At 36.0% G+C, this 24,213-nt stretch carries 23 protein-coding genes; 19 read left to right on the top strand and 4 right to left on the bottom strand.

Going from position 1 to position 24,213, the window contains the following annotated elements; genetic code table 11:
- Window positions 1-149 precede the first annotated feature (149 nt).
- From DSM02_RS05730 to DSM02_RS05720, 3 genes are all read left to right on the top strand, one after another.
- Complete coding sequence (locus DSM02_RS05730) at window positions 150-890, top strand: CDP-alcohol phosphatidyltransferase family protein (protein WP_128764739.1); 741 nt, start codon at window positions 150-152, stop codon at window positions 888-890.
- Window positions 891-953: 63 nt separating this feature from the next.
- Window positions 954-2,099: a DinB family protein gene (locus DSM02_RS05725; protein ID WP_128764738.1), complete on the top strand. Its 1,146-nt coding sequence runs from the start codon at window positions 954-956 to the stop codon at window positions 2,097-2,099.
- Window positions 2,100-2,105: 6 nt separating this feature from the next.
- Window positions 2,106-2,729 carry an NUDIX hydrolase gene (locus DSM02_RS05720; protein ID WP_128764737.1) on the top strand — a complete coding sequence of 208 codons (624 nt, stop codon included), beginning with the start codon at window positions 2,106-2,108 and terminating at the stop codon, window positions 2,727-2,729.
- A 3-nt stretch (window positions 2,730-2,732) separates the two neighbouring features.
- On the opposite strand, the gene lptB is transcribed toward DSM02_RS05720, so the two are convergent.
- Genes lptB through DSM02_RS05700 form a run of 4 tightly spaced genes read right to left on the bottom strand, consistent with a single transcriptional unit; the run spans window position 2,733 to window position 5,752 of the window.
- The gene (gene lptB / locus DSM02_RS05715; RefSeq protein ID WP_128764736.1) at window positions 2,733-3,473 is read right to left on the bottom strand and encodes an LPS export ABC transporter ATP-binding protein; all 741 of its coding nucleotides are present in this window, start codon (window positions 3,471-3,473) and stop codon (window positions 2,733-2,735) included.
- 57 nt (window positions 3,474-3,530) lie between these two features.
- Complete coding sequence (locus DSM02_RS05710) at window positions 3,531-3,896, bottom strand: carboxymuconolactone decarboxylase family protein (protein WP_128764735.1); 366 nt, start codon at window positions 3,894-3,896, stop codon at window positions 3,531-3,533.
- 45 nt (window positions 3,897-3,941) lie between these two features.
- On the bottom strand, window positions 3,942-4,784 hold the full coding sequence (gene tatC / locus DSM02_RS05705) for a twin-arginine translocase subunit TatC (RefSeq protein WP_128764734.1): 843 nt from the start codon (window positions 4,782-4,784) through the stop codon (window positions 3,942-3,944).
- On the bottom strand, window positions 4,784-5,752 hold the full coding sequence (locus DSM02_RS05700; RefSeq protein ID WP_128764733.1) for a KpsF/GutQ family sugar-phosphate isomerase: 969 nt from the start codon (window positions 5,750-5,752) through the stop codon (window positions 4,784-4,786). Before DSM02_RS05700 ends, tatC begins: the two co-directional genes overlap by 1 nt.
- Window positions 5,753-5,836: 84 nt before the next feature.
- On the opposite strand from DSM02_RS05700, the gene DSM02_RS05695 reads away from it, so the two are divergent.
- The 16 genes from DSM02_RS05695 to DSM02_RS05620 all read left to right on the top strand — a co-directional run bounded on the left by DSM02_RS05695 (window position 5,837) and on the right by DSM02_RS05620 (window position 24,211).
- Window positions 5,837-8,038, top strand: coding sequence for a RecQ family ATP-dependent DNA helicase (locus DSM02_RS05695; RefSeq protein WP_128762492.1), 2,202 nt, complete (start codon window positions 5,837-5,839; stop codon window positions 8,036-8,038).
- A gap of 125 nt (window positions 8,039-8,163) precedes the next feature.
- A complete protein-coding gene (locus DSM02_RS05690) occupies window positions 8,164-9,054 on the top strand; it encodes a polysaccharide biosynthesis/export family protein (protein ID WP_128764732.1) in 891 nt (296 codons plus the stop codon).
- Window positions 9,055-11,538 carry an exopolysaccharide transport family protein gene (locus DSM02_RS05685; protein ID WP_128764731.1) on the top strand — a complete coding sequence of 828 codons (2,484 nt, stop codon included), beginning with the start codon at window positions 9,055-9,057 and terminating at the stop codon, window positions 11,536-11,538.
- Window positions 11,538-12,401, top strand: coding sequence for an ABC transporter permease (locus tag DSM02_RS05680; protein WP_128764730.1), 864 nt, complete (start codon window positions 11,538-11,540; stop codon window positions 12,399-12,401). Before DSM02_RS05685 ends, DSM02_RS05680 begins: the two co-directional genes overlap by 1 nt.
- Window positions 12,401-13,660, top strand: coding sequence for an ABC transporter ATP-binding protein (locus tag DSM02_RS05675; protein ID WP_128764729.1), 1,260 nt, complete (start codon window positions 12,401-12,403; stop codon window positions 13,658-13,660). The genes DSM02_RS05680 and DSM02_RS05675 overlap by 1 nt, the downstream gene beginning before the upstream one ends.
- 8 nt (window positions 13,661-13,668) lie before the next feature.
- The gene (locus DSM02_RS05670; RefSeq protein WP_128764728.1) at window positions 13,669-14,442 is read left to right on the top strand and encodes a glycosyltransferase family 32 protein; all 774 of its coding nucleotides are present in this window, start codon (window positions 13,669-13,671) and stop codon (window positions 14,440-14,442) included.
- Window positions 14,430-15,311 (top strand): glycosyltransferase family 2 protein, encoded by an 882-nt coding sequence (locus DSM02_RS05665; RefSeq protein WP_128764727.1) that lies wholly within the window; start codon window positions 14,430-14,432, stop codon window positions 15,309-15,311. The genes DSM02_RS05670 and DSM02_RS05665 overlap by 13 nt, the downstream gene beginning before the upstream one ends.
- The gene (locus tag DSM02_RS05660) at window positions 15,312-16,205 is read left to right on the top strand and encodes a glycosyltransferase family 2 protein (RefSeq protein WP_128764726.1); all 894 of its coding nucleotides are present in this window, start codon (window positions 15,312-15,314) and stop codon (window positions 16,203-16,205) included.
- A gap of 17 nt (window positions 16,206-16,222) precedes the next feature.
- Window positions 16,223-17,161 carry a glycosyltransferase family 2 protein gene (locus DSM02_RS05655; RefSeq protein WP_128764725.1) on the top strand — a complete coding sequence of 313 codons (939 nt, stop codon included), beginning with the start codon at window positions 16,223-16,225 and terminating at the stop codon, window positions 17,159-17,161.
- A gap of 3 nt (window positions 17,162-17,164) precedes the next feature.
- Window positions 17,165-18,004, top strand: coding sequence for a glycosyltransferase family 2 protein (locus DSM02_RS05650; RefSeq protein ID WP_128764724.1), 840 nt, complete (start codon window positions 17,165-17,167; stop codon window positions 18,002-18,004).
- Window positions 17,986-18,870: a beta-1,6-N-acetylglucosaminyltransferase gene (locus tag DSM02_RS05645; RefSeq protein WP_128764723.1), complete on the top strand. Its 885-nt coding sequence runs from the start codon at window positions 17,986-17,988 to the stop codon at window positions 18,868-18,870. The genes DSM02_RS05650 and DSM02_RS05645 overlap by 19 nt, the downstream gene beginning before the upstream one ends.
- Before the next feature lie 3 nt (window positions 18,871-18,873).
- On the top strand, window positions 18,874-19,875 hold the full coding sequence (locus tag DSM02_RS05640) for a glycosyltransferase family 2 protein (protein WP_128764722.1): 1,002 nt from the start codon (window positions 18,874-18,876) through the stop codon (window positions 19,873-19,875).
- Window positions 19,876-19,956: 81 nt separating this feature from the next.
- Complete coding sequence (locus DSM02_RS05635; protein ID WP_164918240.1) at window positions 19,957-20,955, top strand: glycosyltransferase family 2 protein; 999 nt, start codon at window positions 19,957-19,959, stop codon at window positions 20,953-20,955.
- A 73-nt stretch (window positions 20,956-21,028) separates the two neighbouring features.
- The gene (locus DSM02_RS05630) at window positions 21,029-21,988 is read left to right on the top strand and encodes a glycosyltransferase family 2 protein (RefSeq protein WP_164918239.1); all 960 of its coding nucleotides are present in this window, start codon (window positions 21,029-21,031) and stop codon (window positions 21,986-21,988) included.
- Window positions 21,985-22,956, top strand: a complete 972-nt coding sequence (locus tag DSM02_RS05625; RefSeq protein ID WP_128764719.1) for a glycosyltransferase family A protein — start codon at window positions 21,985-21,987, stop codon at window positions 22,954-22,956. Before DSM02_RS05630 ends, DSM02_RS05625 begins: the two co-directional genes overlap by 4 nt.
- Before the next feature lie 4 nt (window positions 22,957-22,960).
- The gene (locus DSM02_RS05620; protein WP_128764718.1) at window positions 22,961-24,211 is read left to right on the top strand and encodes a glycosyltransferase family 1 protein; all 1,251 of its coding nucleotides are present in this window, start codon (window positions 22,961-22,963) and stop codon (window positions 24,209-24,211) included.
- Window positions 24,212-24,213: the final 2 nt, after the last annotated feature.

Below are 24,213 nucleotides of genomic sequence, written 5' to 3'. Positions count from 1 at the left end.
AATTTAAACTTTATTTTTAGAGCAGGGAGCAGTGTCGGTTTTCTGTTTAAAACGTTAGGAGATTGCTAAGGTTGCTTTTGGCCACATGTTTTTCGCTATTTTTATCCCCAAGCACAAGTCTTGAGAAACACCATAAAATTTTAAAAACGATGAATATAAAAAGCTATATCCCAAATGCCTTTACGATGGCCAACCTATTTTGTGGAATGCTTGGAGCTTTTTTTGCAGCAACCGGTCATTTGGATTATGCGGCATATGCTGTGGTTTTCGGCGTGTTTTTTGATTTTTTTGATGGATTTTTTGCGCGTATGTTTAAAGTGGAAGGGGAACTCGGACTGCAGTTAGATTCGCTGGCAGATGTTGTGACGAGTGGGGTAGTGCCCGGAATGGTGATGTTTCAGATGCTGCATAAACTGGAGCATTGGAATACCGGTGAACGCTGGGTAGAAGCCGGAATGTCCTGGGAAAGTATTTCTTTTATTCCGTTTTTAGGCTTTGCGATTACGCTGGCATCAGCATTTAGGTTGGCTAAGTTCAATATAGATACCAGACAAACGACTTCTTTTATAGGATTGCCGACTCCGGCAAATGCGTTGCTGATTTTGAGTTTACCGCTTATTGTACAATTTCAGGATTTTGAACTTGCCGAAAATTTGATTACAAACACCTGGTTTTTGTTGGGATTAACAGCCTTGAGTTGCTATATGTTGAATGCTGAGATTCCGCTTTTTGCATTGAAATTTAAAAGCTGGGGATTTGCTGAAAATAAAGTGCGTTATGGGTTTTTATTGCTTGCCTTAATTTTATTATTCTGGCTCACTTTTCTGGCAATTCCGCTTATAATCATACTTTACGTACTGCTGTCACTAGTGACGAGAAACCGGGTTTAAGACTGGTTTTGTAACGTTTAACATGTTTGCTGGTCTATTATGGGAACCAAAACCTGAACAACCATGCAATTCAAAACTACCAGACTCCTTTTTCTGTTATTTACGGCTATTTCGATTCCTGCCAGTGCTCAAGACGCAATTTCAAGAAGCTGGACTTCTTTTACTCAGACTATTGACGTGCAGGCTGATAAGGAAGTGAACTTCAAGCTTACCGGAAAAATTAAAGTAATTACAGAAGATCCCGAAGGCGTAGCAGGATTGTGGGCGCGCGTAGACAATAAAAACAAAGAAACCGGTTTTTTTGATAATATGATGGATCGCCCGGCTACTTCAGAAAACTGGAAGGCGTATACCATTGAGGGATCATTTGATCAAGAAGCAAAAACCTTAAGTATTGGCGGGTTGTGTATGCGAAATGGAGATTTCTATTTTGATGATCTTAAACTGCTTATCCAAGACGAAAACGGGAATTTTGTGGAAGCGCCTATTCAAAATGCCTCTTTTGAACTGAGTACAATAGAAAACCCGCTAAGCGGCTGGAGTAGTGGTATCGTGGAAGGAGAGCAACTTAAAATTAAAGAATATGATCCTCAGGTAACGGAAGATTCCACCGAAGGTACTCAGGCCATTTTAATAAAAGGCCGCGGCGTAACTCCACCGCGACCTATGGAAATTGTTGCTGAAGACGGCTACACGCCACAGATGGGCGTTTTGGTCAGTATGCTTGATGCGATGAAAGAGCGGGTTGAAGGTTCGGTACAAAAACATTCCGTTTATGAATTGGATTATTTGATGGACGAAAAAGCAAACAGCATAGGTGCATTGATTATGCATTTGGCTGCTGCCGAAAAATTGTATCAGGTAATGACTTTTGAAGGTCGGTTTTTCAACAAAGAAGAAGAAGAAAAATGGGGCGCTGCTTTAGATTTGGGAGCTAGTGGAAGAGAAGCATTTAAAGGTCACGAGGTCGGTTATTATTTAGATATTTATACTGAAGTGCGGGCTGAAACTAAAAAAGAACTCGCAAAGCGTGATGATGCCTGGCTACAGGAAGAAATTCCCGGAGCGGGAATGACCAATTTTTACGGCTGGTTTCATGTGATGGAACATCAGTCAAGTCACTTAGGGCAAATTTTACTGCTTCAAAAGCGTATTAAGCCTGAGGAAAAAGTTGAAGAAATACTACCTTCAGAAACAATCAAAAATTAAGTGTGAATGGATATTTCAGAAAATCTTCTCAATCAGATCAAGCAAGTAAAGTCACTGGCAGAAGCGGGTCTTGTTTTCAATAAAGAGAATTATGATGCTGAGCGTTATGAAGAATTACGATCGCTGGCATTAGAAATGATGAGTATTGTTTCTGATAAACCTGTTGATCAATTAAAAGATTTCTTCCTTCCAGAGCAAGATTATCCAACTGCAAAAGTAGACGTCCGTGGTTTAATCCTGAATGACCAAAATCAAGTTTTGCTGGTGCAGGAGACCGTAGATCATAAATGGACCCTGCCCGGAGGTTGGGCAGATGTTGGTTTAACACCTGCTGAAAATGTTTTGAAAGAAATAGAAGAGGAAACCGGTTTTAAAGCTGAGGTAATACGTTTGCTAGCAGTTTTGGATAAGCGTAACTATCCGCATCCACCGCAAACCCATTATGTGTATAAACTGTGCTTTTTGTGTAAAATACAGGAAGGTAGTTTTGACCCCAATTTTGATATTGGAGGTGTAGACTGGTTTGATATGAATAAGCTCCCGGAATTATCTGCAGACCGCATCCTTGAGGAACAATTGGTAAAGTTGGTTAAAATTGCACAGGATGATAATCCTGTGTATTTTGACTAAAAATTATTGAAACAGTTTCTTTTTACGCAGCTCAAAGTTTTGTCCCAGATATACTTTACGTACCATCTCGTCCGCAGCTAATTCTTCAGGGATACCATGTTTTAGAATGCTTCCTTCAAACATTAAGTAGGTATGGTCGGTAATAGCTAAGGTTTCCTGAACGTTGTGATCGGTAATGAGGATACCGATGTTTTTTTGCTTCAATTGTGCTACAATTCGCTGAATATCTTCTACGGCAACCGGGTCAACTCCGGCAAAAGGTTCATCAAGTAAAATAAAATTGGGATTTGTGGCAAGCGCACGTGCAATTTCGGTACGGCGGCGCTCCCCACCAGAAAGTAAATCTCCGCGACTTTTACGAATGTGTCCCAGACTAAACTCATCAATGAGTTCTTCCATTTTAGCCAATTGCTCTTTTTTACTCAGTTTAGTCATTTGCAGCACGCTGAGAATATTTTCTTCGATACTTAACTTTCTAAAAACTGAAGCCTCTTGAGCCAGATAACCAATACCATTTTGAGCCCGTTTGTACATCGGGTAGTTGGTGATATCTTTATTATCCAGATAAATAGTTCCTCCGTTAGGCTTGATCAAACCTACGATCATATAAAATGAAGTCGTTTTTCCGGCACCATTAGGTCCCAAAAGCCCCACAATTTCTCCTTGTTCTACTTCGACAGTGATTCCTTTTACAACCTTTCGGCCTTTATAGGATTTCATTAAATTTTCTGCTCGTAGTTTCATGTGATCATTTTATAGATTCATCAACACTTAAAAAACGTTGATTTTTAGACTCCAGTATTATTCTGCGGCACTTTCTTCTAAAACTTCCCAGTATTCGTATGCGCGGCGTAAGTGTGGGATTACAATTGTACCACCAATTAATGTGCCGATGCTTAAGGTTTCCATCACTTGCTCTTTAGTGATACCTTCTTTAAAGCAGCTTTCCAAATGGTAGCGTACACAGTCATCGCAGCGTAAAACGGTAGAGGCTACTAGACCTAAAAGTTCTTTAGTCTTTACATCTAAAGCTCCCGGAGCAAAAGCATTGGTGTCTAGGTTGAAGATGCGATTGATGATCTTATTCTTATCGCCAAGAATTTTGTCATTCATTTTAGCGCGATACGTGTTGAATTCTTTAACCTGATTTAAAGTCTTTTCTGACATAGTTGTGGGGTATTATCGTTATTGTAGTCTCTCGTTTTCCGAGATTTAATTTTTGCCTTTCTGAGTGCGTTTTAGTTCGCGTGCTTCTCTCCGTACCACTACTCCAGAAATTAGAATACTAACCTCATATAAAATAAGGATTGGGATTGATACGATTACCTGTGTAGAGATATCCGGAGGGGTAATTACTGCAGAAACAACCAACACAATGATGAGAGCGTATTTTCTGTATTTTCTTAAAAACTCTGGAGTTACCAAACCAATTTTAGTGAAAAAGTAAATGATAATAGGTAGCTCAAATATGAGGCCGGCTGCAAGTGCACTGGCACGAACTAAGCCAATATAAGAACCAATGTCAAACTCATTTTTAACCATATCACCAACAGTGAAATTAGCTAAGAAGTTTATAGAAAGTGGTGCGATGATGTAGTAACCAAAAAGTACTCCTGTGAAGAACAGCAGTGAAGATATAATGATAAACCCTCTTGAGTTTTTACGCTCTTTCTCATATAGGCCTGGAGAGATGAATTTCCAGAATTCATAAATCACATAAGGAAATGCAACAACAACCCCCACCATAATTGAAGTCCAGATGGCAGCGTTAAATTGTCCACCCATTGTACGGTTCTGAATGGTAAAATTCATTTCGTTGACACAGCCCTTATCAGAACCGAATACATTAGCGATTCTGCATAAGAAGTCATAGGATACGAAATCTGCATTGGCCGGAGCAAATATAATATCGTCAAAAATGAAGTCTTTAAATATAAAAGCGACAACGCCAACAATAACGATTGCCAGAGTTGCTCGTATAAGATGCCATCTCAATTCTTCAAGATGATCTAAAAAGGACATTTCGTCCGGATTTACTTGTTTTCTTTTTGCCATTATAGAATTCCTTCTTTAATTAAATCGTGCAAATGTACCACACCTGCATAATTATTAGTACTATCAACTGCTAAGAGTTGCGTTATGCTATTTTTTTCTAAAACATCTAGCGCAGCTGTTGCCATTGCATTGACGTCTATTGTTTTTGGTTGTTTACTCATTACGCTTGCTGCTGTGAGATTTGAAAGTACATCATTAGTCTCTAGCATGCGTCTGATATCACCGTCTGTTATGATACCTACAATTTTACCATCTTCGGTTACCGCAGTTACCCCCAATCTTTTTTGAGAGATTTCGATAATAACTTGTTTTATGGGTGTTTCTGGACTTACTTCCGGTTTGTCGTGAAGTGTGATCAATTCATTAACACGCAGATACATTTTTTTGCCCAGTGCTCCCCCTGGGTGGTATTTCGCAAAATCTTCTTTAGAAAATCCGCGTAAATCTAATAAGGCCAGCGCTAAGGCGTCTCCCATAACCAGTTGAACTGTTGTGCTAGTGGTAGGTGCTAAATTATGTGGACACGCCTCTTTCTCGGCATACGCCAGAATAAGAGCATCTGCATTTTTTGCTAAAAAAGAATCTTTATTAGAAGTCATTGCAATGACTGTATTCTCTTGATTTTTTATAAGTGGGATGAGTACTTTTATTTCAGCAGTATTGCCGCTGTTTGAGAGGCAAACCACCACATCATCTTTTTGGATGGTGCCTAGATCGCCGTGTATTGCATCCGCAGCGTGCATAAAAACGGAAGGTGTGCCGGTTGAATTTAAAGTAGCTACTATTTTTTGTGCTATAATTGCACTTTTACCAACTCCGGAAATAATCACCCGGCCTTTTGCGTTATAAATGCATAAAACAGCTTTAGCAAAGTTTTGATCAATAAGTGAGTTGAGATTGGCAACAGCTTCTTGCTCCAAAGTGATGGTTCGCTTGGCGCTGTCTAAAATCTGCTTGTAAGTATTCAAAAGATATAAGATTAAGCCGTTTGTTAGTGCTGTAGAATTTACTATATTTAGAATACAAATGTATGCAAATTTGAATAAGCTTTAATGAGTTCAGAAGAAATAGACTTACACGCGTCCCTTAAAAAATATTTTGGTTTTAGTCAATTTAAGGGCTTACAGGAAGATGTTATAAAAAGCATTGTTGAGGGAAAACATACTTTTGTGATAATGCCTACCGGTGGTGGTAAATCGCTTTGCTACCAATTACCCGCATTGATACAAGAAGGCACTGCAATCGTAGTTAGTCCTTTGATAGCCTTGATGAAAAACCAGGTTGATGCGCTACGGGGTATCTCTAAAGAAAATGGTATTGCCCATGTACTCAACTCTTCACTTACTAAGGGAGAGATAAAACAGGTTAAAGAAGATATTTCTAATGGAATAACCAAGCTTCTTTATGTAGCTCCGGAATCGTTGACCAAAGAGGAGCATGTGGAGTTTTTGCGCTCTCAAAAAATAAGTTTTGTTGCTATTGATGAAGCCCATTGCATTAGCGAATGGGGGCACGATTTTAGACCAGAATATCGCAACCTGAGACAAATCATAAAGCGTATAGGAGATGCTATTCCTATCATCGCAGTAACAGCTACCGCAACCCCAAAGGTGCAAGAAGATATTATGAAGAATCTGGGGATGACTTCAGAAGCTAATTCTTTTAAAGCATCATTTAACCGGCCTAACCTGTACTATGAGATACGTCCTAAGACTAAGAATGTTGATGCGGATATCATTCGTTTTGTAAAGCAAAATCAGGGTAAAAGCGGAATCATTTATTGTTTGAGCAGAAAGCGTGTAGAAGAGTTAGCTCAAGTTTTACAGGTTAACGGGGTTTCGGCTGTACCGTATCACGCAGGGCTTGATGCCAAAACACGCGTAAAGCATCAAGACATGTTTTTGATGGAAGATGTTGATGTGGTGGTGGCTACCATTGCATTTGGAATGGGGATTGATAAACCTGATGTGCGCTTTGTGATACATCACGATATCCCTAAGAGTATAGAAAGTTATTACCAGGAAACCGGTCGTGCCGGAAGAGACGGCGGAGAAGGGCATTGTCTTGCTTATTATTCTTATAAAGATATTGAGAAGCTCGAAAAATTTATGAGCGGTAAACCGGTCGCCGAGCAAGAAATTGGTCACGCACTCTTACAAGAGGTTGTAGCTTATGCAGAAACCTCAATGTCGAGGCGGAAATTTATTTTGCATTATTTTGGGGAGGAGTTTGATAACGAGACCGGTGAAGGTGGAGACCTTGATGATAATGTACGTAATCCTAAGAAAAAACACGAAGCTCAAGAAGATGTCGTAAAGCTTCTTGAAGTAGTTGGAAAAACCGGCGAGATCTATAAAGGAAAAGAATTGGTTTTTACACTTGTTGGTAAATCTAACGCGATTATTTCCTCACATAAAACCGATAGTGATTCTTATTTCGGAATAGGGAAAAGCAAAGAACCTTCTTATTGGAAAGCTTTATTGCGTCAGGTTCTGGTTGCAGGATACTTGAAGAAAGATATAGAAACTTATGGGGTTATCAAATTGACGAAAAAAGGTAAAGAATTTGTCTCTAAACCTGAGTCTTTTATGATGACTGAAGATCATGCTTTTGAAGAGGCTAACGATGCGCCTGCAGAGCGTATAGTAAAACCCGGAGGAGGTACAGACCCTAAGTTGGTAGCCATGCTAAAAGATCTACGTAAAAAGGTAGGTAAGCGTAAAGGGGTACCGCCTTATATTGTTTTTCAGGATCCTTCTTTAGAGGATATGGCGATAAAATATCCTACTTCCATTGAAGAAATGGCAAATGTATTTGGCGTGGGTGAAGGTAAGGCCAAGAAGTATGGACGCGAGTTTATAGAACTAATAACAGCCTATGTTGAGGAAAATGATATTCTCAAGCCAGACGACCTTGTTGTAAAATCTACGGGGTCTAATAGTGGCTTGAAGTTGTATATTATTCAGAATGTTGACCGAAAGTTGCCGTTAGACGATATTGCATCAGCTAAAGGTTTGGAAATGCCTGATTTTGTAAAGGAGATGGAGGCTATTGTTTACAGTGGCACCAAATTGAATATAAACTACTGGATAGAAGATATTCTTGACGAAGATCAACAGGAAGAACTTCATGAGTATTTCCTTGAAGCTGAGTCCGATAAAATAGAAGCGGCACTTGATGAATTTGACGGGGATTATGACGAAGATGAATTGCGTTTGTATAGAATAAAATTTATCAGCGAAGTAGCCAACTAGCTGTTTGCAATTTCTGATTAAAATAATTTACTGAAGAGGTTAACTTCGTTGAAGTTTAGCCTCTTTTCTATTTCATAATTAATTGTTAAACGATATATTTGTCGTAGTTGCAACCCCAACTTGATATGAAAATTCCTACAAATAAGCTGCTTTTCCCTTCATTATGGGACATAAGTCAGCGGAGCTATTCCTTTTTTCAAGTCTTTTTCAGGCTATTGCATGCTACGGTCGTACTCAGATTATCGATTCTAGTCTTCCTGTCTACCTTGAGTTCGTGCATTTCAACCAAAAAACTTACGTATCTACAAGAGTCCCAGTCCGCACAAGACAGTTTAATTCAGGTCAATTTGCAGCAGCCACCATATCGTGTACAAACTAATGATGTGTTGAGTATACGGGTTAAAGCTCTTGATCAGGAATTGGTTGCTTTATTCAATCCACAAACGGCAGAAGCGGAAGGGAATAGTTTGGGAGAAGGCTATTATTATGATGGTTTTGCAGTTGACCGCCACGGAGCTATACGCTTGCCAACCTTAGGAGAAATTCACGTATTAGGATATACAACGGAAGAGATAAGAGCCCTAATCGAAAAGAGATTATTAGACGATTATTTCACTGAAGAAGCAAACATATTTGTTACCGTTAAACTTGCAGGAATTAAATACACAATAGGTGGAGAGGTAGGAGGACCCGGTGTTAAAGTAGAACTGGTAGAACAGCTTTCACTATTTGATGCCATAGTAAATAGTGGTGATATTACAGAATATGGGGACCGTACGGACGTGTTGATCATTCGTCAATATCCCGGCGGAAAGAAAATTCATCATATAGATCTCACCCAAATAGAAGCGTTGAATTCCCCGTATTATTATATTCAGCCCAATGATGTGATCCTAGTGAATCCGCTTCCACAGAAATCATTAGGTTTAGGTACGACCGGTTTACAATCCTTAACTACTGTGGTTTCTATATTAACTCTTGCAACCACAACAATTTTATTATTCGCGCGACTTTAGATGGAAGATGAGTTTGAAATAAAAGATCTGCAGAATTTTTTCGATTTTAGAGGTTTCCTGCTGAAGATCATCAGTTGGTGGCCGCTATTTTTAATCTGTATTGGAGTTGCTTATTATATTGCTCATTATAAAAATGTAAGGCGGCAAACGGTCTATCGAATGAATACTATGATCACCGTAAAAGATGATCAGAACCCGTTTTTTACATCAAATACCAGTCTTACGTTTAATTGGGGCGGTACTACTGATAAAGTGCAAACTGCAATCATTTTATTACGCTCTCGCAGTCATAATGAACGCGTTGTAGAAGAATTACAATATTATGTAGATTATTTGCAGCAAGGAGCATATCATCTTGAAGATATTTATGGTCAAACTCCGTTTGTGGTCGATGTAAATACCGAGCGATCTCAGTTGTTGGGAAAAATGATCACAGTTGTTTTTACCGATGATACCCATTACACGTTGCATATAGATTTTAAAGGTGGATCAGGATCTGCTCAGAACTATACAACCAAAGAGCAACTGCCCATTCCGTTGCCAGCAGCATCTTTTGAAAAGGAATATGCATTAGGAGATCCTGTAAATTTGCCCTATTTTAATTTTAAATTGAATCCCTCTGGAGTTCCAGCACAACCTGGAAAAGAATATTTTATAAAATTCAATTCTTTTAACGAGGTTGTAGGGAGGTATCAAGGGGTTGGTATTGATCAGACCCCATCAGGTTCTAGTATACTTAGCTTAAGCCTCACCGGAAGTAATAAAGCCCGTTTGGTAGATTATTTAAATGCTTCAGTGCGTATTTTGGCTGAAACCCAATTAGAACGTAAAAATCTTTTTGCCACCAAGACCATACAATTCATAGATAGTAGTCTCGCAGTGAAATCTGTTGAGATGAAAAATGTGCAGGAAGAGCTCGATAAATTTCGGGATCAGAACAGCAGTATAGGAATTGGCAGTAGTGAGGAAAGTTTAATCGCTAAAGTGACCGAATTGGATGCACAAAAGCAAAACCTCGAACAGCGTTTAAACTATTATCAGGATTTAGAAACGTATTTACGTTCTCGAGAAGATTACGGAACAGATATTCCCGCTCCATCCATCACCGGTATAGGAGAAGGAAGCGTGACGAGTAGTGTTTCAAGCATTATTGAGTTGGCAGAAGAGCGTCGCCGTCTTGCATATACTGCAAAACCAAATAATCCTGCATTTAAAGATCTAGATCGCCGGATCAATGCGATTAAGGCCGTGCTTTTTGAAAATATGGCTTCCAGCCAGCAAATTTTACGCGGTCAATTGCAGGAAGTGCGTAACGAAATTGCTGCAACAGAAGGACAAATGCGCAAGCTTCCTCAAGAGCAACAGCAGTTATTTGGCATACAACGAAGATACAATCTTACAGAAGGGGCATATGGAGTCTTTTTAGATAAGCGCAGTCAGGCTGGTATTGTGAAAGCAGCAAATGTTTCTGATATCGTGATCATCGATGAAGCAAAGGACACCGGAGGCGGAGCGATAGGGCCTAATACCGAAGTGAGTTATGTTGTGGCTGTTGTAGGTGGTACGGTTGTGCCCCTAGTTATTGTTTTTTTAATTTTCTTTTTTGATACGAAGATTGGAAATCCAAATGAAATTAAGAGACTTTCAACAATTCCTGTGCTTGGGGCGATTGGGAAAAGTACTTCAAAAAGTAATTTATTAGTAATAGAAGACCCAAGATCTGCAATCGCTGAGTCTTTCCGGGGTTTGAGATCCAGTTTGCAGTTTATTTACAGAAAGCAAAATATTGAAGGCGCGAAAACGGTGCGAATCACTTCTTCAGTAAGTGGAGAGGGAAAAACGTTTTGCAGTATCAACCTGGCCAGTGTGTTTGCATTAAGCGAACGCAAGACCGTTTTGGTGGGTCTTGATTTACGGAAGCCTAAAATATTTGGAGACTTTAATTTGCCTAACGATGCCGGAGTGGTGAATTATTTAATCGGTGAATGTTCATTAGATGAAATTACGCAACAAACTAAAATTCCACATTTAGACGTGATTCTTGCCGGGGCTGTTCCTCCTAACCCTTCAGAACTCCTGATGAGTGATCAGATGGATGTTTTCATGGAAGAGTTGAAGAAAAAGTACGATTACATCATCTTAGATACACCACCGGTTGGTTTAGTTTCCGATGCTTTGGAGTTGGATGATTATGTAGATGCAACTTTATATGTAATCCGCCAGCATTATACCAAAAAAGGCATGCTGCGATTGATTAATGATAAGTATAAGAAAAAGGAAGTTCAAAACATCAGCTTTGTGCTGAACTATTTTAGTGCAAAAAGCAAGCTCGGCTACGGTTACGGTTATGGGTATGAGTACGGTTATGCTTATGGTAAATATGGGGAGGCTTATCGTCAACCAAGACCTGGAGGCCTACTCAATCGTGGCTATCGTAAAATCATAAAATTTAAAAACTGGTTTGGCGACCAATTAGATAATTAATGGAAGAGCAAGAAGATTGGCTATATGAAATCAATGCGAAGCAACCTCTGCTTGCCATTGATTTTAAGGAGATCTGGAGGTATAAAGATTTGCTGATGCTTTTTGTTCGCCGTGATATTATTTCTGCATATAAACAAACCATATTAGGTCCACTATGGTATTTAATACAACCCTTATTTACCGGTATAATTTTCACGTTGGTTTTTAACAATATCGCAAGTATCAATACCGGAGGCGCACCTCCCTTTTTGTTCAATTTAGCTGGGATCACCATGTGGAGTTATTTTGCACAATGTTTAAATAACACCTCCAATACCTTTGCCAGTAATGCCGGTTTGTTTGCTAAAGTATATTTTCCTCGTATAATCACACCAATTTCACAGGCTATTTCTGCGCTTTTTAAACTGAGTATTCAGTTGTTGATCTTTGCTTGTTTTTATGGGTATTTTGTGTTGAAGGGCTACGCACTACAACCCGATATCACATTGTGGTTATTTCCGGTAGTTCTGGGGGTCTTGGCAATTTTGGGTTTAGGTTTAGGTATGTTGATCAGTTCGTTGACTACTAAATACCGTGATTTCCGGATTTTGATTGGTTTTGCGACTACGCTTTTGATGTATGTTTCGGCAGTGATGTATCCCATTTCGGAAGTGCAGAACAGTAAAACGCTTTTAGAATATGCCTGGTTGATCGAATTGAATCCCATTGCGATTTTAATAGAAGCTTTTCGGTATATGACCCTACAGGAAGGCATCTTCAATTGGGGACTTTTAGGCTACTGTGGACTGCTTAGTCTGGCGATATTCTTTATCGGGTTGATCGTTTTTAACCGTACCGGTAGGAATTTTATAGATACTATTTAATGAGTGACATCATCCTTAAAGCCGAAAATATATCTAAACAGTATCGCCTTGGTACGGTAGGGTCAGGAACCTTACGAGATGATTTTAAGCGTAATTGGGCAAAGTTGCGTGGCATGGAAGACCCTTTTTTAAAAGTAGGTGCCGTTAATGATCGAAGTCAGAAGTCAACAGAAGATTATGTTTGGGCGTTACGCGATATCAACTTTGAGGTAAAGCAAGGCGAAGTTCTGGGAATTATAGGAAAGAATGGAGCGGGGAAATCTACCTTGTTAAAAATACTGTCACGGGTAACAGCCCCTACAACCGGAGTGATTAAAAGCCGGGGACGTATCGCTTCGCTGCTTGAAGTAGGTACCGGTTTTCATCATGAATTGACCGGGCGTGAGAATATCTATTTAAACGGTGCTATACTTGGAATGCAAAAAGCGGAAATCACCCGAAAGCTGGACGAGATCATTGCCTTCTCCGGTTGTGAACGCTATATCGATACGCCCACCAAACGCTACAGTAGCGGGATGACCGTACGTTTGGCCTTTGCGGTTGCTGCGCATTTAGAACCCGAGATTCTTGTTGTGGATGAAGTACTTGCTGTAGGTGATGCAGAGTTTCAGAAAAAGGCAATTGGTAAGATGCAGGATATCTCTCAAGGGGAAGGCCGGACGGTGTTGTTTGTGAGTCATAATATGGCGAGTGTACGGAGTTTGTGTAGTAGGGGGATTTTATTGGAAAATGGACTGGTTAAATTGCGAGGAAGTATCCACGAAGTTGTAGAAGGTTATCTGTCTATTCCGAATAACAGGTCAACAAGCAAGAAGCCAAATTATAAATGGTTAAAAATTGCTAAAATCGCTCTCAACAATAGCCTTAAAAGTCAAGAATTGTACAATGGGGAGATTTTAAAATTTAATATAGAGTTTCAATTATTAAAGGAGCACCAAGAACTTGCTTTCTGTTTATGTCTTTATGACGAGTCTGGTGGTTTAGTTGTAGCTCTAAATACCTATCATAAAAATGAGGATTTTTTTAAACTTAAAAAAGGTTTTCATAATGCGACTATAGTTCTGGATAAGTATATTTTAAATAACGGGTTTTACATAGTTGATTTTTTTGCAAATGATTTTAAAGGAAATATTTATTTCCAACTGGAAAATGCTATTTCATTTAATATAGTGGATGATAATGTTCGGAGAGGTGAATACTTTAAGAAAAAATGGAATGGATCTGTTTCTCTTCTACCTGAAGTGATCATTTTAAAATGACATCTTGAATGATACCTAAAATTATTCATTATTGTTGGTTTGGAGGAGGGGAGAAATCAGATTTTATTAATTTTTGTATTTCTACTTGGAAATTTTATCTCAAAGAATATCAATTCATTGAGTGGAATGAGGATAATTTTGACATATCAATCTGTGAATTTAGTCGCCAGGCATACAAACACAAGCAATGGGCATTTCTCTCAGACTATGTGAGGAGCTTTGCATTATCTGAATATGGAGGTGTTTATTTGGATACTGACGTTGAATTGAAATCTTCGCTTGATATTTTTTTAAATCATAGAGCATTCTCAGGTTTTGAAAATATAGGTTTCCCGTTTACTGCTGTTTGGGGTGCTGAAAAAGGACATATTTGGCCAAGAGATATAAAGCTTTATTACGAAAATCTTGGTAAACTTGATTTTAGAACTAATACGCATATAGTCTCGGACTATTTAATTGAAAAGTACAATGTTAATCCTCTAAAAAATGAGTTTCAGGAATTAAAAGATGGTATACAAATATACCCTTCATACTATTTTTGTTTAGATCCAGTTCCAAATTATGCCGTACACCATTTTAGTGGAAGTTGGCTTGAAAAAGGTGATAAATCAAATTATTCAGAAAATCTCTTAAAGCCTTTTTTCAAAGAAAGGCTTTTGAATTATTATAAGGGCGATATTATCGGTTTTCTTTATAATGAAGGTATTATTAATAGATCGGAGATAAAGAATTTTCTAATCAAAAGATTTATAAAGAAATTTAAGAGTATATGGAAGGCCTAATTTCTGTCATTGTTCCTTGTTATAATCAAGCTGAGTTTTTAGAAGAATGCCTGACATCTGTACTAAACCAAACTTATTCTAATTGGGAATGTATAATAATAAATGACGGTTCAGCAGATCTAACGGAGGAGGTTGCAAAAAAGTGGACTAAAAATGACAAACGTTTCAAATATATATATCAGGAAAATAAGGGTTTGTCTTCTGCTCGTAACACCGGTTTGGCTCAAGCCAAAGGAGAATACATACAATTTCTAGATTCTGATGACTTTTTAGATCAAGAAAAGTTCTTAAAATCCATAAAAGAATTTTCAAAACCTCAAGTCGACATTGTAATATCAGACTTCATTCTTTTTAACGAAGCAACTAATTCTCTGGAAAATCCATATTGTGTACTTGGGGAACATCAATTTAATTTGGATTCTATTTTATTTGAATGGGGTGAAAAGTTTTCGATACCTATTCACTGTGCATTAATTAAATCGAAAGTACTTATTGGTTATAGTTTTCCAACTGAACTGAAGGCAAGAGAAGACTGGTCTTTATGGGTCTTTTTATATAAATCTTGTATCGTAACAATTTTTATTAATGAACCTCTTGCTTATTACAGACAACATGATATGAGCCTAACAAAGAATTTTAGGCTCATGAGTTTAGAAAAAATAAAAGCTATTGGTATTGTTGAGCAACTGATTTCTAAAGAAAAAAGTTTAAAATTATACAAAAATCATATCCAAGAAATCTCCAAGGAATATACTGTTCTCCAAAATCGATACTTTGGAGTATTAAATTCAAGAACATATAGATTGGCTTGCTTTTTCAAAAATAACTTAATATCTCTAAGAAAAATATTGAATAGGCATTCCAAATAAATGTTAGCAATTGTAATACCCTATTATAAAATTGATTTTTTTGAGGAGACGATAAGAAGTCTGGCACACCAAACTTGTCTTGATTTTAAAGTTTACATAGGTGATGACGCTTCTGAAAATTCACCAGTACACATACTATCCAAGTATCAGCAGCTCTTAGAAATTACATATCATAAATTTGAAAGAAATTTAGGAAACACAAGTCTGACGAGGCACTGGGATCGATGTATAGCTCTGAGCAAACAAGAGACTTGGATTATGTTACTTGGTGATGATGATTACATCAGCTCCAACTATATAGAGCAATGGTATAAACATTTACCAAGATTTGAAGTTAAAACTAATGTAGTACGCTTCGCTTCTTATGATCTCTATCAGCAATCTGGAAAACTTTCTAAATTCTGCACCCATCCATCCTGGGAGCTATCTACAGAGGCGTTTTGGCGCAAATGTATTTATGACACACGGAGTTCTCTTTCAGAATATATTTTTACACGATCATCTTATATGAAATTTGGATTCTATAATTATGACCTGGCTTGGTGCAGTGATGATCGTGCATGGTTAGAATTTTCTGAGGGGTTACCAATATACACTATTAATGATAGTTTTGCAGTAATTCGGATTTCAGATAAAAGTATTACCGGACAAAACACCAACTTATTGAGAAAGTCTAACGTCAAGATACTATTTTATAAATTCCTTCTTTCAAACTATATTAAACTGTACTCTAAAGATCAAATAAGTCTTTTAAAAGGAAGGTTAGAAAATACTATACGAGGTAACCGCCAATTGACATATAGAGAGTGGTTGTTCTTACTAAGAATACATTTAAAATATTTATCTGCGAAGGAATTAAAAAAATTTGGGAAGCGAACTTTAAAGCATTTTTAAACAAGCCGGTTTTCTAAATGAAAGAGTTGATTTCAATCATAATACCAGTCTACAATAGGGAGTCGTATGTAATTGAAACTTTAAATTCAATAAATAAGCAAACCTATACTACATGGGAGTGTATTCTGGTTGACGATGGCTCAACAGATCAATCTATTGACCTTATAAATAAATTTATAAAAGATAAACCTAAGTATAAATTATATCGCCGGCCCAAAAGCAAAATAAAAGGTGCTAATTCCTGTAGGAATTTCGGTTTTTCTAAATCATCAGGAAGCCTTGTTAAATTTTTTGACAGTGATGACTTAATGACTCCTGATCATTTAGAATTATGTAGAAATGCAATTTTTGCCTATGAAAAGGACTTTGTGGTGTCAGATTCTATAAACTTTTATAATAATGAATTTAGGGGCAAGCCTTACGAGTTCGATCGTAGAAGTTCACAGCTGAATATGATAAATTTTGCTATGTATAGAGTAGCCTGGATTACTGACGATTTATTACTTAAAAGAGAGCTTGCTGAAAAATTGAGGTTTAAGGAAGGCATAGAAGATAATGCAAGTGAATACCATTATAACCTAAAGCTTTTAGGGCTCACACTTAACGGACTATTGCTTCCAGAGGTTAATACATATCGAAGGATTCACGATTCCAACATGATTAATACAACACTAAAAAGAAATATTGATCAAATATTAGCCGAAAACAAATTTACAGCCTTAGAGTATGTAGAGGATCTAAGTACTGCAGAATTACAGCGTTGGTTTCTATCAGGATATATTCAATTGAGTTTTAAACTAACACTATCAAAAAAATGGCCCAAATACACTTGGAGAAGTATTCCTTACCTTGCTAGATATTATTCTTTTTTTAAGGCAGGTGTATATCCTTTGGCTCTTGTTACAGGTTACTTATTTGGAAAGGGGTATAATGTTGTAAAATATATTAGGAGTTAACCTGTGATTGAGCTATCGATAATTATACCCTATTATAATACGGGTAAATACATCGAGCAATGTTTAGTTTCTGCTCGTCAACAGCTTGGTGGAAATATTGAAATCATAGTAGTTGACGATGGGTCTGGTACAGAATCAAGAAAAAGGATATTGGAGTTAAATAGCTATTATGACCTTCTTTTAACCCAACCAAATTTAGGACAGTCTGCGGCTCGTAATGCTGGTGTAAATGTGGCCAAAGGTGAATATATTTTGGTATTGGATAGTGATGATTTCTTTAGTGGGGATTTTTGTACGCCTGGATTAGCATTACTTAGGGAACCAGGATGCAAATTAGTTTGTTCATTCGCAAACAGAATACTTGAGAATAAGCTTATAGATATATATCAACCAAGCGGTGGTGTATTTAAAGACTTTCTATTTTACAACTGTGCAATGGGAACCGCATTGTTTAAAAAAGTGGATTGGGAACTAATAGGGGGATATGATGAGCATATGCGTGAAGGTTGGGAAGATTGGGAATTTTACATAAGATTGTTGAAAAGTGGGGGTAATTGTGAAATACTGCCAAAAGTTTTTTTAAACTATAGAATTCGATCAGGTTCAACAACATCTAAAGCGAATCAACAAAGGACCAAACTCTATCAATATATTTTTAACAAACATCAAGAAGATTATAAAAATCACTTTGAAGATTTTTTAACTTTTATACTAAGGCTGATAGAGATTGAAGAAAGGAAATATATTAAATCCCTAAATTCTATTGATTATCGCTGGGGTAATAGGCTGCTTAAATACCCAAGACAAATTAAGAAAATATTAAAATGCTTCAAGCGATTCTAATCACTGCATATAAGGATTTGCAACACTTAAGAAAAATCATTGATTTCTTTGATGATGACTTTGAGATCTATATACATTTTGACCGAAAGGTTAATATTAGAAATGCGAATTTAAAAAAGACTCTAAACGCAAAAAATGTTAAGCTTATTAGTAGAAAGTATCAGGTTAATTGGGGAGGATTTAATCACCTGAAGGCTATTATGCATTTACTTGAAGAAGCGCTGAAAAATTCAAAAATTGGGTATTTTCATTTAATAAGTGGACAAGATTATCCAATGAAAAAAATAGACAGCTTTAAAATTTTCTTTTTGAATAATCGCGGGACTTCATTTCTTGATTATCAACATATAAGTTTAACAGGTTGGAAGAATAATGGATTAGATCGTTATGAATTTTTTAATTTTTACGATTATTTAGATTATAAAAATTTATATCAAAGGAAAATTTTATATCGGTTATTCCAATTACAAAGAAAATATGGTATTAGAAGGAAGCTACCTTTTGAAATGAGTAATATATATGCTGGTTCAACTTGGTGGAGTCTTAATCGAGAAGCAGCTGAATTTGTAATTGGATTTACGAGTTCTAAACCGAAAATTTTTAAAAGGTTTCGGTATACCCTATGTAGCGAGGAGATTTATTTTCAAACAGTTTTATGTAATTTTTTTGATTCTAATCTATTAGTACAAAATAATCTTAGGCATATTGATTGGAATGCTAGAAATAATAGTAATCCAGCCGTGTTGGATATTACTGATTATGATAAATTAGTTACAAGTGAGGCTTTTTTTGCTCGAAAATTTGATGGAAGTGTATCCTCTGATCTTCTAAAGGATCTAGATGATTTTATAAGAAAAAGAGATTAAGAGGTGCAAGAAAGTTTAATATCTGTTTTACTTCCCGTTTTTAACGCCGAAAAATTTATCAAGGAATGTATTGATAGTATTCTAGCACAGACTTATTCAAATTTTGAATTAATTATAATTGATGACTGTTCTAATGATTCTAGTGTTGATATTATAAAGTCTTATACAGATAAGCGCATTAAACTAATTTTGAAGCCTAGAAATACGGGATATACTGAAAGTTTGAACCAAGGATTGAACATTGCACGTGGCTACTTTATAGCAAGAATGGATGCCGATGATATTTCAATGCCAAATCGTTTTGAACTTCAGGTAAATTTTCTAAGAAAAAATCCATCAGTTGCTATTTGTGGTACAGACGCTAATATATTAGGAGCAAATTTTAAATTTAATTTCCCAGAGTCGTATGAAGCGATAAAGATCAATTTATTATTTGGGAGCTCTCTAATACATCCAACCATAATGGGTAGGAGAGATATTTTAAACAAATATGGCTATGACTCGTCGATGGAACCTGCAGAGGACTATGACCTGTTCACAAGGGTTGCTTTAAATTACCCACTAATGAATTTGTCTAAAAGGTTATTAAACTACAGAGTACATAATAACCAAACTTCAAATATAAGGTCGGCAATCCAAAAAGATCGTATGAGACCTAGTATGTACCGCATGTTTCAGGTTTTCAAATATGACACCGAGGTTTACAAAAGAGAAATTATAATGAATGCCATAATGCCTTACAGGTCAATAGATACTAAAGAGCTTCATTTAGTTTTGAACTGGTATCAGTTGCTTTTAAAAGTTGACTGTAATAACTTTTACGAATTACATTCTCTCGGTAAAGCTCTTGATCGTAAAAAATATAATTTTTTAAAATTCTATGTTGAAAATTCAAAATTGAGGATTGATTTTGGAGCCGCAATATTGTGGAAGAGAATATTTATGATAAGTCCGAGATGGTTTTTTTCGTATTTGAGTGTAAGGTTTAAAAATAGAGTTATTTAGGTTTTATTTGAACGATAACCATATCATTAATTAACTTAGAGCACCCTTTAATGAACGCTGAAATTTTAATAAAATATTGATTTGATACCAAGAGTTTCTATTGTTTTACCGGTGTATAATGGTCAAAAACATCTCAATGAGGCCATTGAGAGCGTAATAGATCAGTCAAATCCTAATTTTGAGCTTATAATTATTGATGATGATTCGACAGATAAAAGCCCTGAAATAGCAAAAAAATACTTAGAAATAGATAGTAGAATACAATTTTATAGCAATCCAGAAAATAAAAAATTGCCTTACACACTCAATAAAGGTTTTTCCATGGCTAGAGGTGAATTTTTAACTTGGACTTCTCATGACAATAAATTAAAAGTCAATTTTATTGAAAGGTTTTTAAAAGAATTTGATAAAGGGCATTATAAATTTATTTATTCTAAAGAGGATTTTATATCTAATAAGGGAGAGAAATTGCATAATAATAAAAATTACAATTTTAATTCTTTAATATTTTCCAATGCAATTGGTGCATCTTTTATGTATAGAAGAGTTGTTTTTGAAGAGATTGGTAAGTACAACGAAAATCTCTTTTTGATTGAGGACTACGACTATTGGATGCGAGTTTCTGAAAAATTTGAGATTGGCTTTATAAATGAATCTTTGTATCAGTATAGATATCACGGTGAAAGTCTTTCAACTAAAATAAAATCAGACTTGTTAGTGAATGAGGAATATACGACTGCTGTTGAAGAGTTATTTAAGAATTTTGTCAGACATAATACTTCTTTGTCACTTTTTTTAAAGTCACTTTTTTTAGGGGAATTAAATAATGTATATCAGATATTAAAAAGCTTTGAGCTTTATTCTTTTGACTTAAGAGAGAAAATTATGACTAATAAAGCACTAGAATGGGACGAGGTTCAATTAAATTTTTATTTGATTGTTCGACAGATTTGGAAAAGAAATTATGAAAAGGTGAAGTTTATTCACAAGTTATATATTCTTTTTAAATGGCCAAGAGTGCTATTCTCAAGAAAATTTAGTTACAGAAAAAGTCTTAAGTTAATGTGTGACATAAATTAGAATGACTATTAAGTTTTTAGCATCATTTAGAATTGTAATTTTTTTATCAAAATAGTTGGCTAAAATCTATAGTGTGAAATCTAGAATCCATCCTAAGATAACTATCCTCTTAGCTACTTTTAACCGAGCTCATCTCATTGTTGAAACTTTGAAGTCCATTCAAAATCAAACCTATTATAATTTTGAATGCTTGATAACAGATGACAATTCAGCCGATGATACAGAAGCTGTTGTTAATGAATTTATAGAAACAGACGATCGATTTCATTATTTTAAAAAACCGAAGGAATATCGCCAAGGCCTTTCTGCTACGCGGAATTATGGATTGGATTTAGCCGAGAAAAGAAATGCTGAGTTTATTCAATTTTTTGATGATGATGATATCATGCATCCGCAAAAATTAGAGTTACAAATAGAACCATTCATAGAAGAACCGAAGTTGGATATAACTATATGCATGTATCGTAAATTTTGGGGTGTAACTCAAATCCAGTTCAATTTAAAGAAGGCTTTTGATCCTAGCTACTCGATTAAAACAGATAACCTTCTAAGATCTTTTTATCTAAATCAAATACATTTAAATTCACTAGGACCTATTTGGAAGTTTGAAGTTTTGAAAAAATATCGCTTTGATACTCTTTTATTTTACGCAGAGGAACGGGAATTTTATCTCAGGATATTTTTAAAGGAGTCTCTGAAGTATCAGTTAATTGAGCAGATTTTATGTTGGTATAGGAAACATGATCAGGCTATTACCTCAAACTTATATAGTAACCCTAACCTCAAAGGTGAATCTGAAAAATTATTTCAGAAGAAATTTCTGAAACTTGTTTTGAAACAAAGTAGGCCACCATTTTTTATATTAAAGTCATATACGAAAATAGCAGTAAGAAGGAATAATATTTTTTTTATCGACTTACTTAGCCAATACTTTAGCCAAGTAAAAAATATATTCAAGCCGAAATATTTTGCTCTTTGGATGTATATTAAAATGAGCAAAGTATTAAACTTCTCAAAAATTCTTAAACTTTGAGAAAGGGCGTAAATCCTGAAAAGTTTAAAAATGAGTTGCTGCCGGTTTTCACTCATCGGGTCGTTGTTCCTGTTTATATACCAAATCTTGAAGATGCCTATTATCGCAATCAGTTTGAGGTTTTTGAGAAATTTCTCAAGCATTTAATCGCCTCTGTAAATCCCTTGAGAACTGCGATTACACTTATTGATAACAATTGTTGTAGTGAAATTTCCGACTTTATTGATATCAATCGTTTCACTATAGACAAGATAGTTCGATTTAATGAAAATAAGGGAAAGGTGTTTCCGGTATTACAAGAGGCGCGTGCTGCAGCTGAGCCATTTATTACTATAACAGATGCTGATGTGCTTTTCTTTAAAGGCTGGGAAGAGGGAGTTTTTAATATATTCACAAAATGCCCTAAGGCTGGTGTTGTTGCGCCCTTGCCTTCTGCAGGGTTAGCATTTTATTGCAATACAGCAGTGTTTATAGATAATTTTTTTAAGGGTAAAATACAGTACGGTAAATTTATTTCCGACCAGGATTCTGAAATGTATTTATATGGGATGGGCAATAAAGCCTTATTAGATAGGAGGAATAGGAAGTATTCATGGAAAGAACGCCAATATTATTTATCGGACTCAGACGCAATTATTGGTTGTGGTCATTTTGTAGCTACATATAGGAGCGATATATTCAAAAATTCTACAGGTTTTCCTAAATTAAAATTTAAAAATGGTCTTGAGGAGGATTTTATTGACATTTTGAGTGATAAAAAGGGCTATTACAGGCTTTCAACTAGAGAGACTTATGCTTACCACATGGGAAACACTTTGGTTAATGATCAAATTCAAGAAGTATTTAAGGTTGATTATAAACTCTCAAGTTCTTTTTTAAATGCGTCTTTCACTTCCTCACATTCCAGTATTCCGTTTATTATTCGCAAATACCTATTTTCCCTGATTATAAAGATCTTTAAGCTTTAATGTGTTGAAAAAATTGTTGATCCTAGCCGAAGATGTCGACGTAAATTTGAGTAGTGGCGGAAAAGCGAACTACGCCTTTATCTGTGCATTATTGGAGTGTGGATTTTCGGTGAAAGTATATCATTATTCTCATAAAGAGGTGTTTTTTGAAAAAGCAGAAAGTATTCTTATTAATGAGAATAGGTGGAGCTTTTATTTTTTGCTAAGCAGATTTCAGCGGCTTTGGCAGAGGTATACTAGAATAGAAATCGCCAAATTTCTCGAAAGAAGATTCGGCTTTTCCTTTACTTTTTTTAATGATACTAAAAGTATTGCAAGAACGATACGTAAGGAGAATCCAGAAGATTTTAACTGGCTGATAACGCTAAGTAAGGGGGCTAGTTACCGTTCACATTATGCAATCTTGAGTCAAAATAGATGGCACTCAAAGTGGATTGCTAATATTCATGACCCCTTCCCTTTTTCCTATTATCCGAGACCTTATAGGTGGGTTGAGCCCGGTGACAGAAAGAAAAGAGTTTTTTTTCAAGAAATGGCAATGAAGGCGAAATACTTTTCTTTTCCTTCAGCTCTATTACGAGAGTGGATGGGACAATATAATATTAGGTTTCATCGAGATGGGTTGGTTTTTCCACACCAAATTGACCAGATGAATTTGACCGATAATTTTATTCCAGAGGATATCTTGAATAAAATAATAGGCAAATTTACCGTGCTTCACGCTGGTAATTTACTCGAACATAGAAACCCCTACAAACTAATTGAGGCCTGGAAGAAATTTGTATTACATTATCAACTTTCTGAAAAGGATGCGCATCTTTTATTAATTGGACCGGGTACTTTTCACGAGCCCTACTTGACTGAATTGTGCAAACAGTTTAATACTATATTCAGGTATTCAGGAAATATGAATTACGATGTGGTCAAACTAATTGAAAATTTAGTTTCAGTAAATTTAGTTTTGGAAGCTGAATCAGAAATTAGCCCGTTTTTACCAGCGAAAGTTCCTAATCTGGTTAAAGTTGATAAAATTATTCTTCATATAGGACCGAAAAAAAGCGAGACTTTAAATCTGTTAGGCGTTGATTATTCATTTCACGCAGACCCGTCCGACGCTAATATAATTTTTTTAAAGTTGTGTGAATTATATAAGATGTGGTTGAATGGATCTGAATTGAAATTAAACAAACCGAATTTAATCGAGTACTTTAAACCTGAACATTTAAAAAATCAAATATTAAGTATAAACCATTGAGA

Source organism: Leeuwenhoekiella polynyae, assembly GCF_004104075.1.
GTDB lineage: Bacteria > Bacteroidota > Bacteroidia > Flavobacteriales > Flavobacteriaceae > Leeuwenhoekiella > Leeuwenhoekiella polynyae.
Note: the sequence above shows the minus strand (reverse complement) of the source record. Positions and strands in the feature narration are given on the sequence as shown.

What these genes read in the sequence shown, in the direction of transcription:
- DSM02_RS05710 (WP_128764735.1), bottom strand. Translation starts at nt 3,896, where the DNA reads ATGTCAGAAAAGACTTTAAATCAGGTTAAAGAATTCAACACGTATCGC.
- DSM02_RS05670 (WP_128764728.1), top strand. Translation starts at nt 13,669, where the DNA reads ATGATACCTAAAATTATTCATTATTGTTGGTTTGGAGGAGGGGAGAAA.
- DSM02_RS05720 (WP_128764737.1), top strand. Translation starts at nt 2,106, where the DNA reads ATGGATATTTCAGAAAATCTTCTCAATCAGATCAAGCAAGTAAAGTCA.
- DSM02_RS05725 (WP_128764738.1), top strand. Translation starts at nt 954, where the DNA reads ATGCAATTCAAAACTACCAGACTCCTTTTTCTGTTATTTACGGCTATT.
- DSM02_RS05680 (WP_128764730.1), top strand. Translation starts at nt 11,538, where the DNA reads ATGGAAGAGCAAGAAGATTGGCTATATGAAATCAATGCGAAGCAACCT.
- DSM02_RS05660 (WP_128764726.1), top strand. Translation starts at nt 15,312, where the DNA reads ATGTTAGCAATTGTAATACCCTATTATAAAATTGATTTTTTTGAGGAG.
- DSM02_RS05675 (WP_128764729.1), top strand. Translation starts at nt 12,401, where the DNA reads ATGAGTGACATCATCCTTAAAGCCGAAAATATATCTAAACAGTATCGC.
- tatC (WP_128764734.1), bottom strand. Translation starts at nt 4,784, where the DNA reads ATGGCAAAAAGAAAACAAGTAAATCCGGACGAAATGTCCTTTTTAGAT.
- DSM02_RS05685 (WP_128764731.1), top strand. Translation starts at nt 9,055, where the DNA reads ATGGAAGATGAGTTTGAAATAAAAGATCTGCAGAATTTTTTCGATTTT.
- DSM02_RS05665 (WP_128764727.1), top strand. Translation starts at nt 14,430, where the DNA reads ATGGAAGGCCTAATTTCTGTCATTGTTCCTTGTTATAATCAAGCTGAG.
- lptB (WP_128764736.1), bottom strand. Translation starts at nt 3,473, where the DNA reads ATGAAACTACGAGCAGAAAATTTAATGAAATCCTATAAAGGCCGAAAG.
- DSM02_RS05645 (WP_128764723.1), top strand. Translation starts at nt 17,986, where the DNA reads ATGCTTCAAGCGATTCTAATCACTGCATATAAGGATTTGCAACACTTA.
- DSM02_RS05695 (WP_128762492.1), top strand. Translation starts at nt 5,837, where the DNA reads ATGAGTTCAGAAGAAATAGACTTACACGCGTCCCTTAAAAAATATTTT.
- DSM02_RS05730 (WP_128764739.1), top strand. Translation starts at nt 150, where the DNA reads ATGAATATAAAAAGCTATATCCCAAATGCCTTTACGATGGCCAACCTA.
- DSM02_RS05690 (WP_128764732.1), top strand. Translation starts at nt 8,164, where the DNA reads ATGAAAATTCCTACAAATAAGCTGCTTTTCCCTTCATTATGGGACATA.
- DSM02_RS05655 (WP_128764725.1), top strand. Translation starts at nt 16,223, where the DNA reads ATGAAAGAGTTGATTTCAATCATAATACCAGTCTACAATAGGGAGTCG.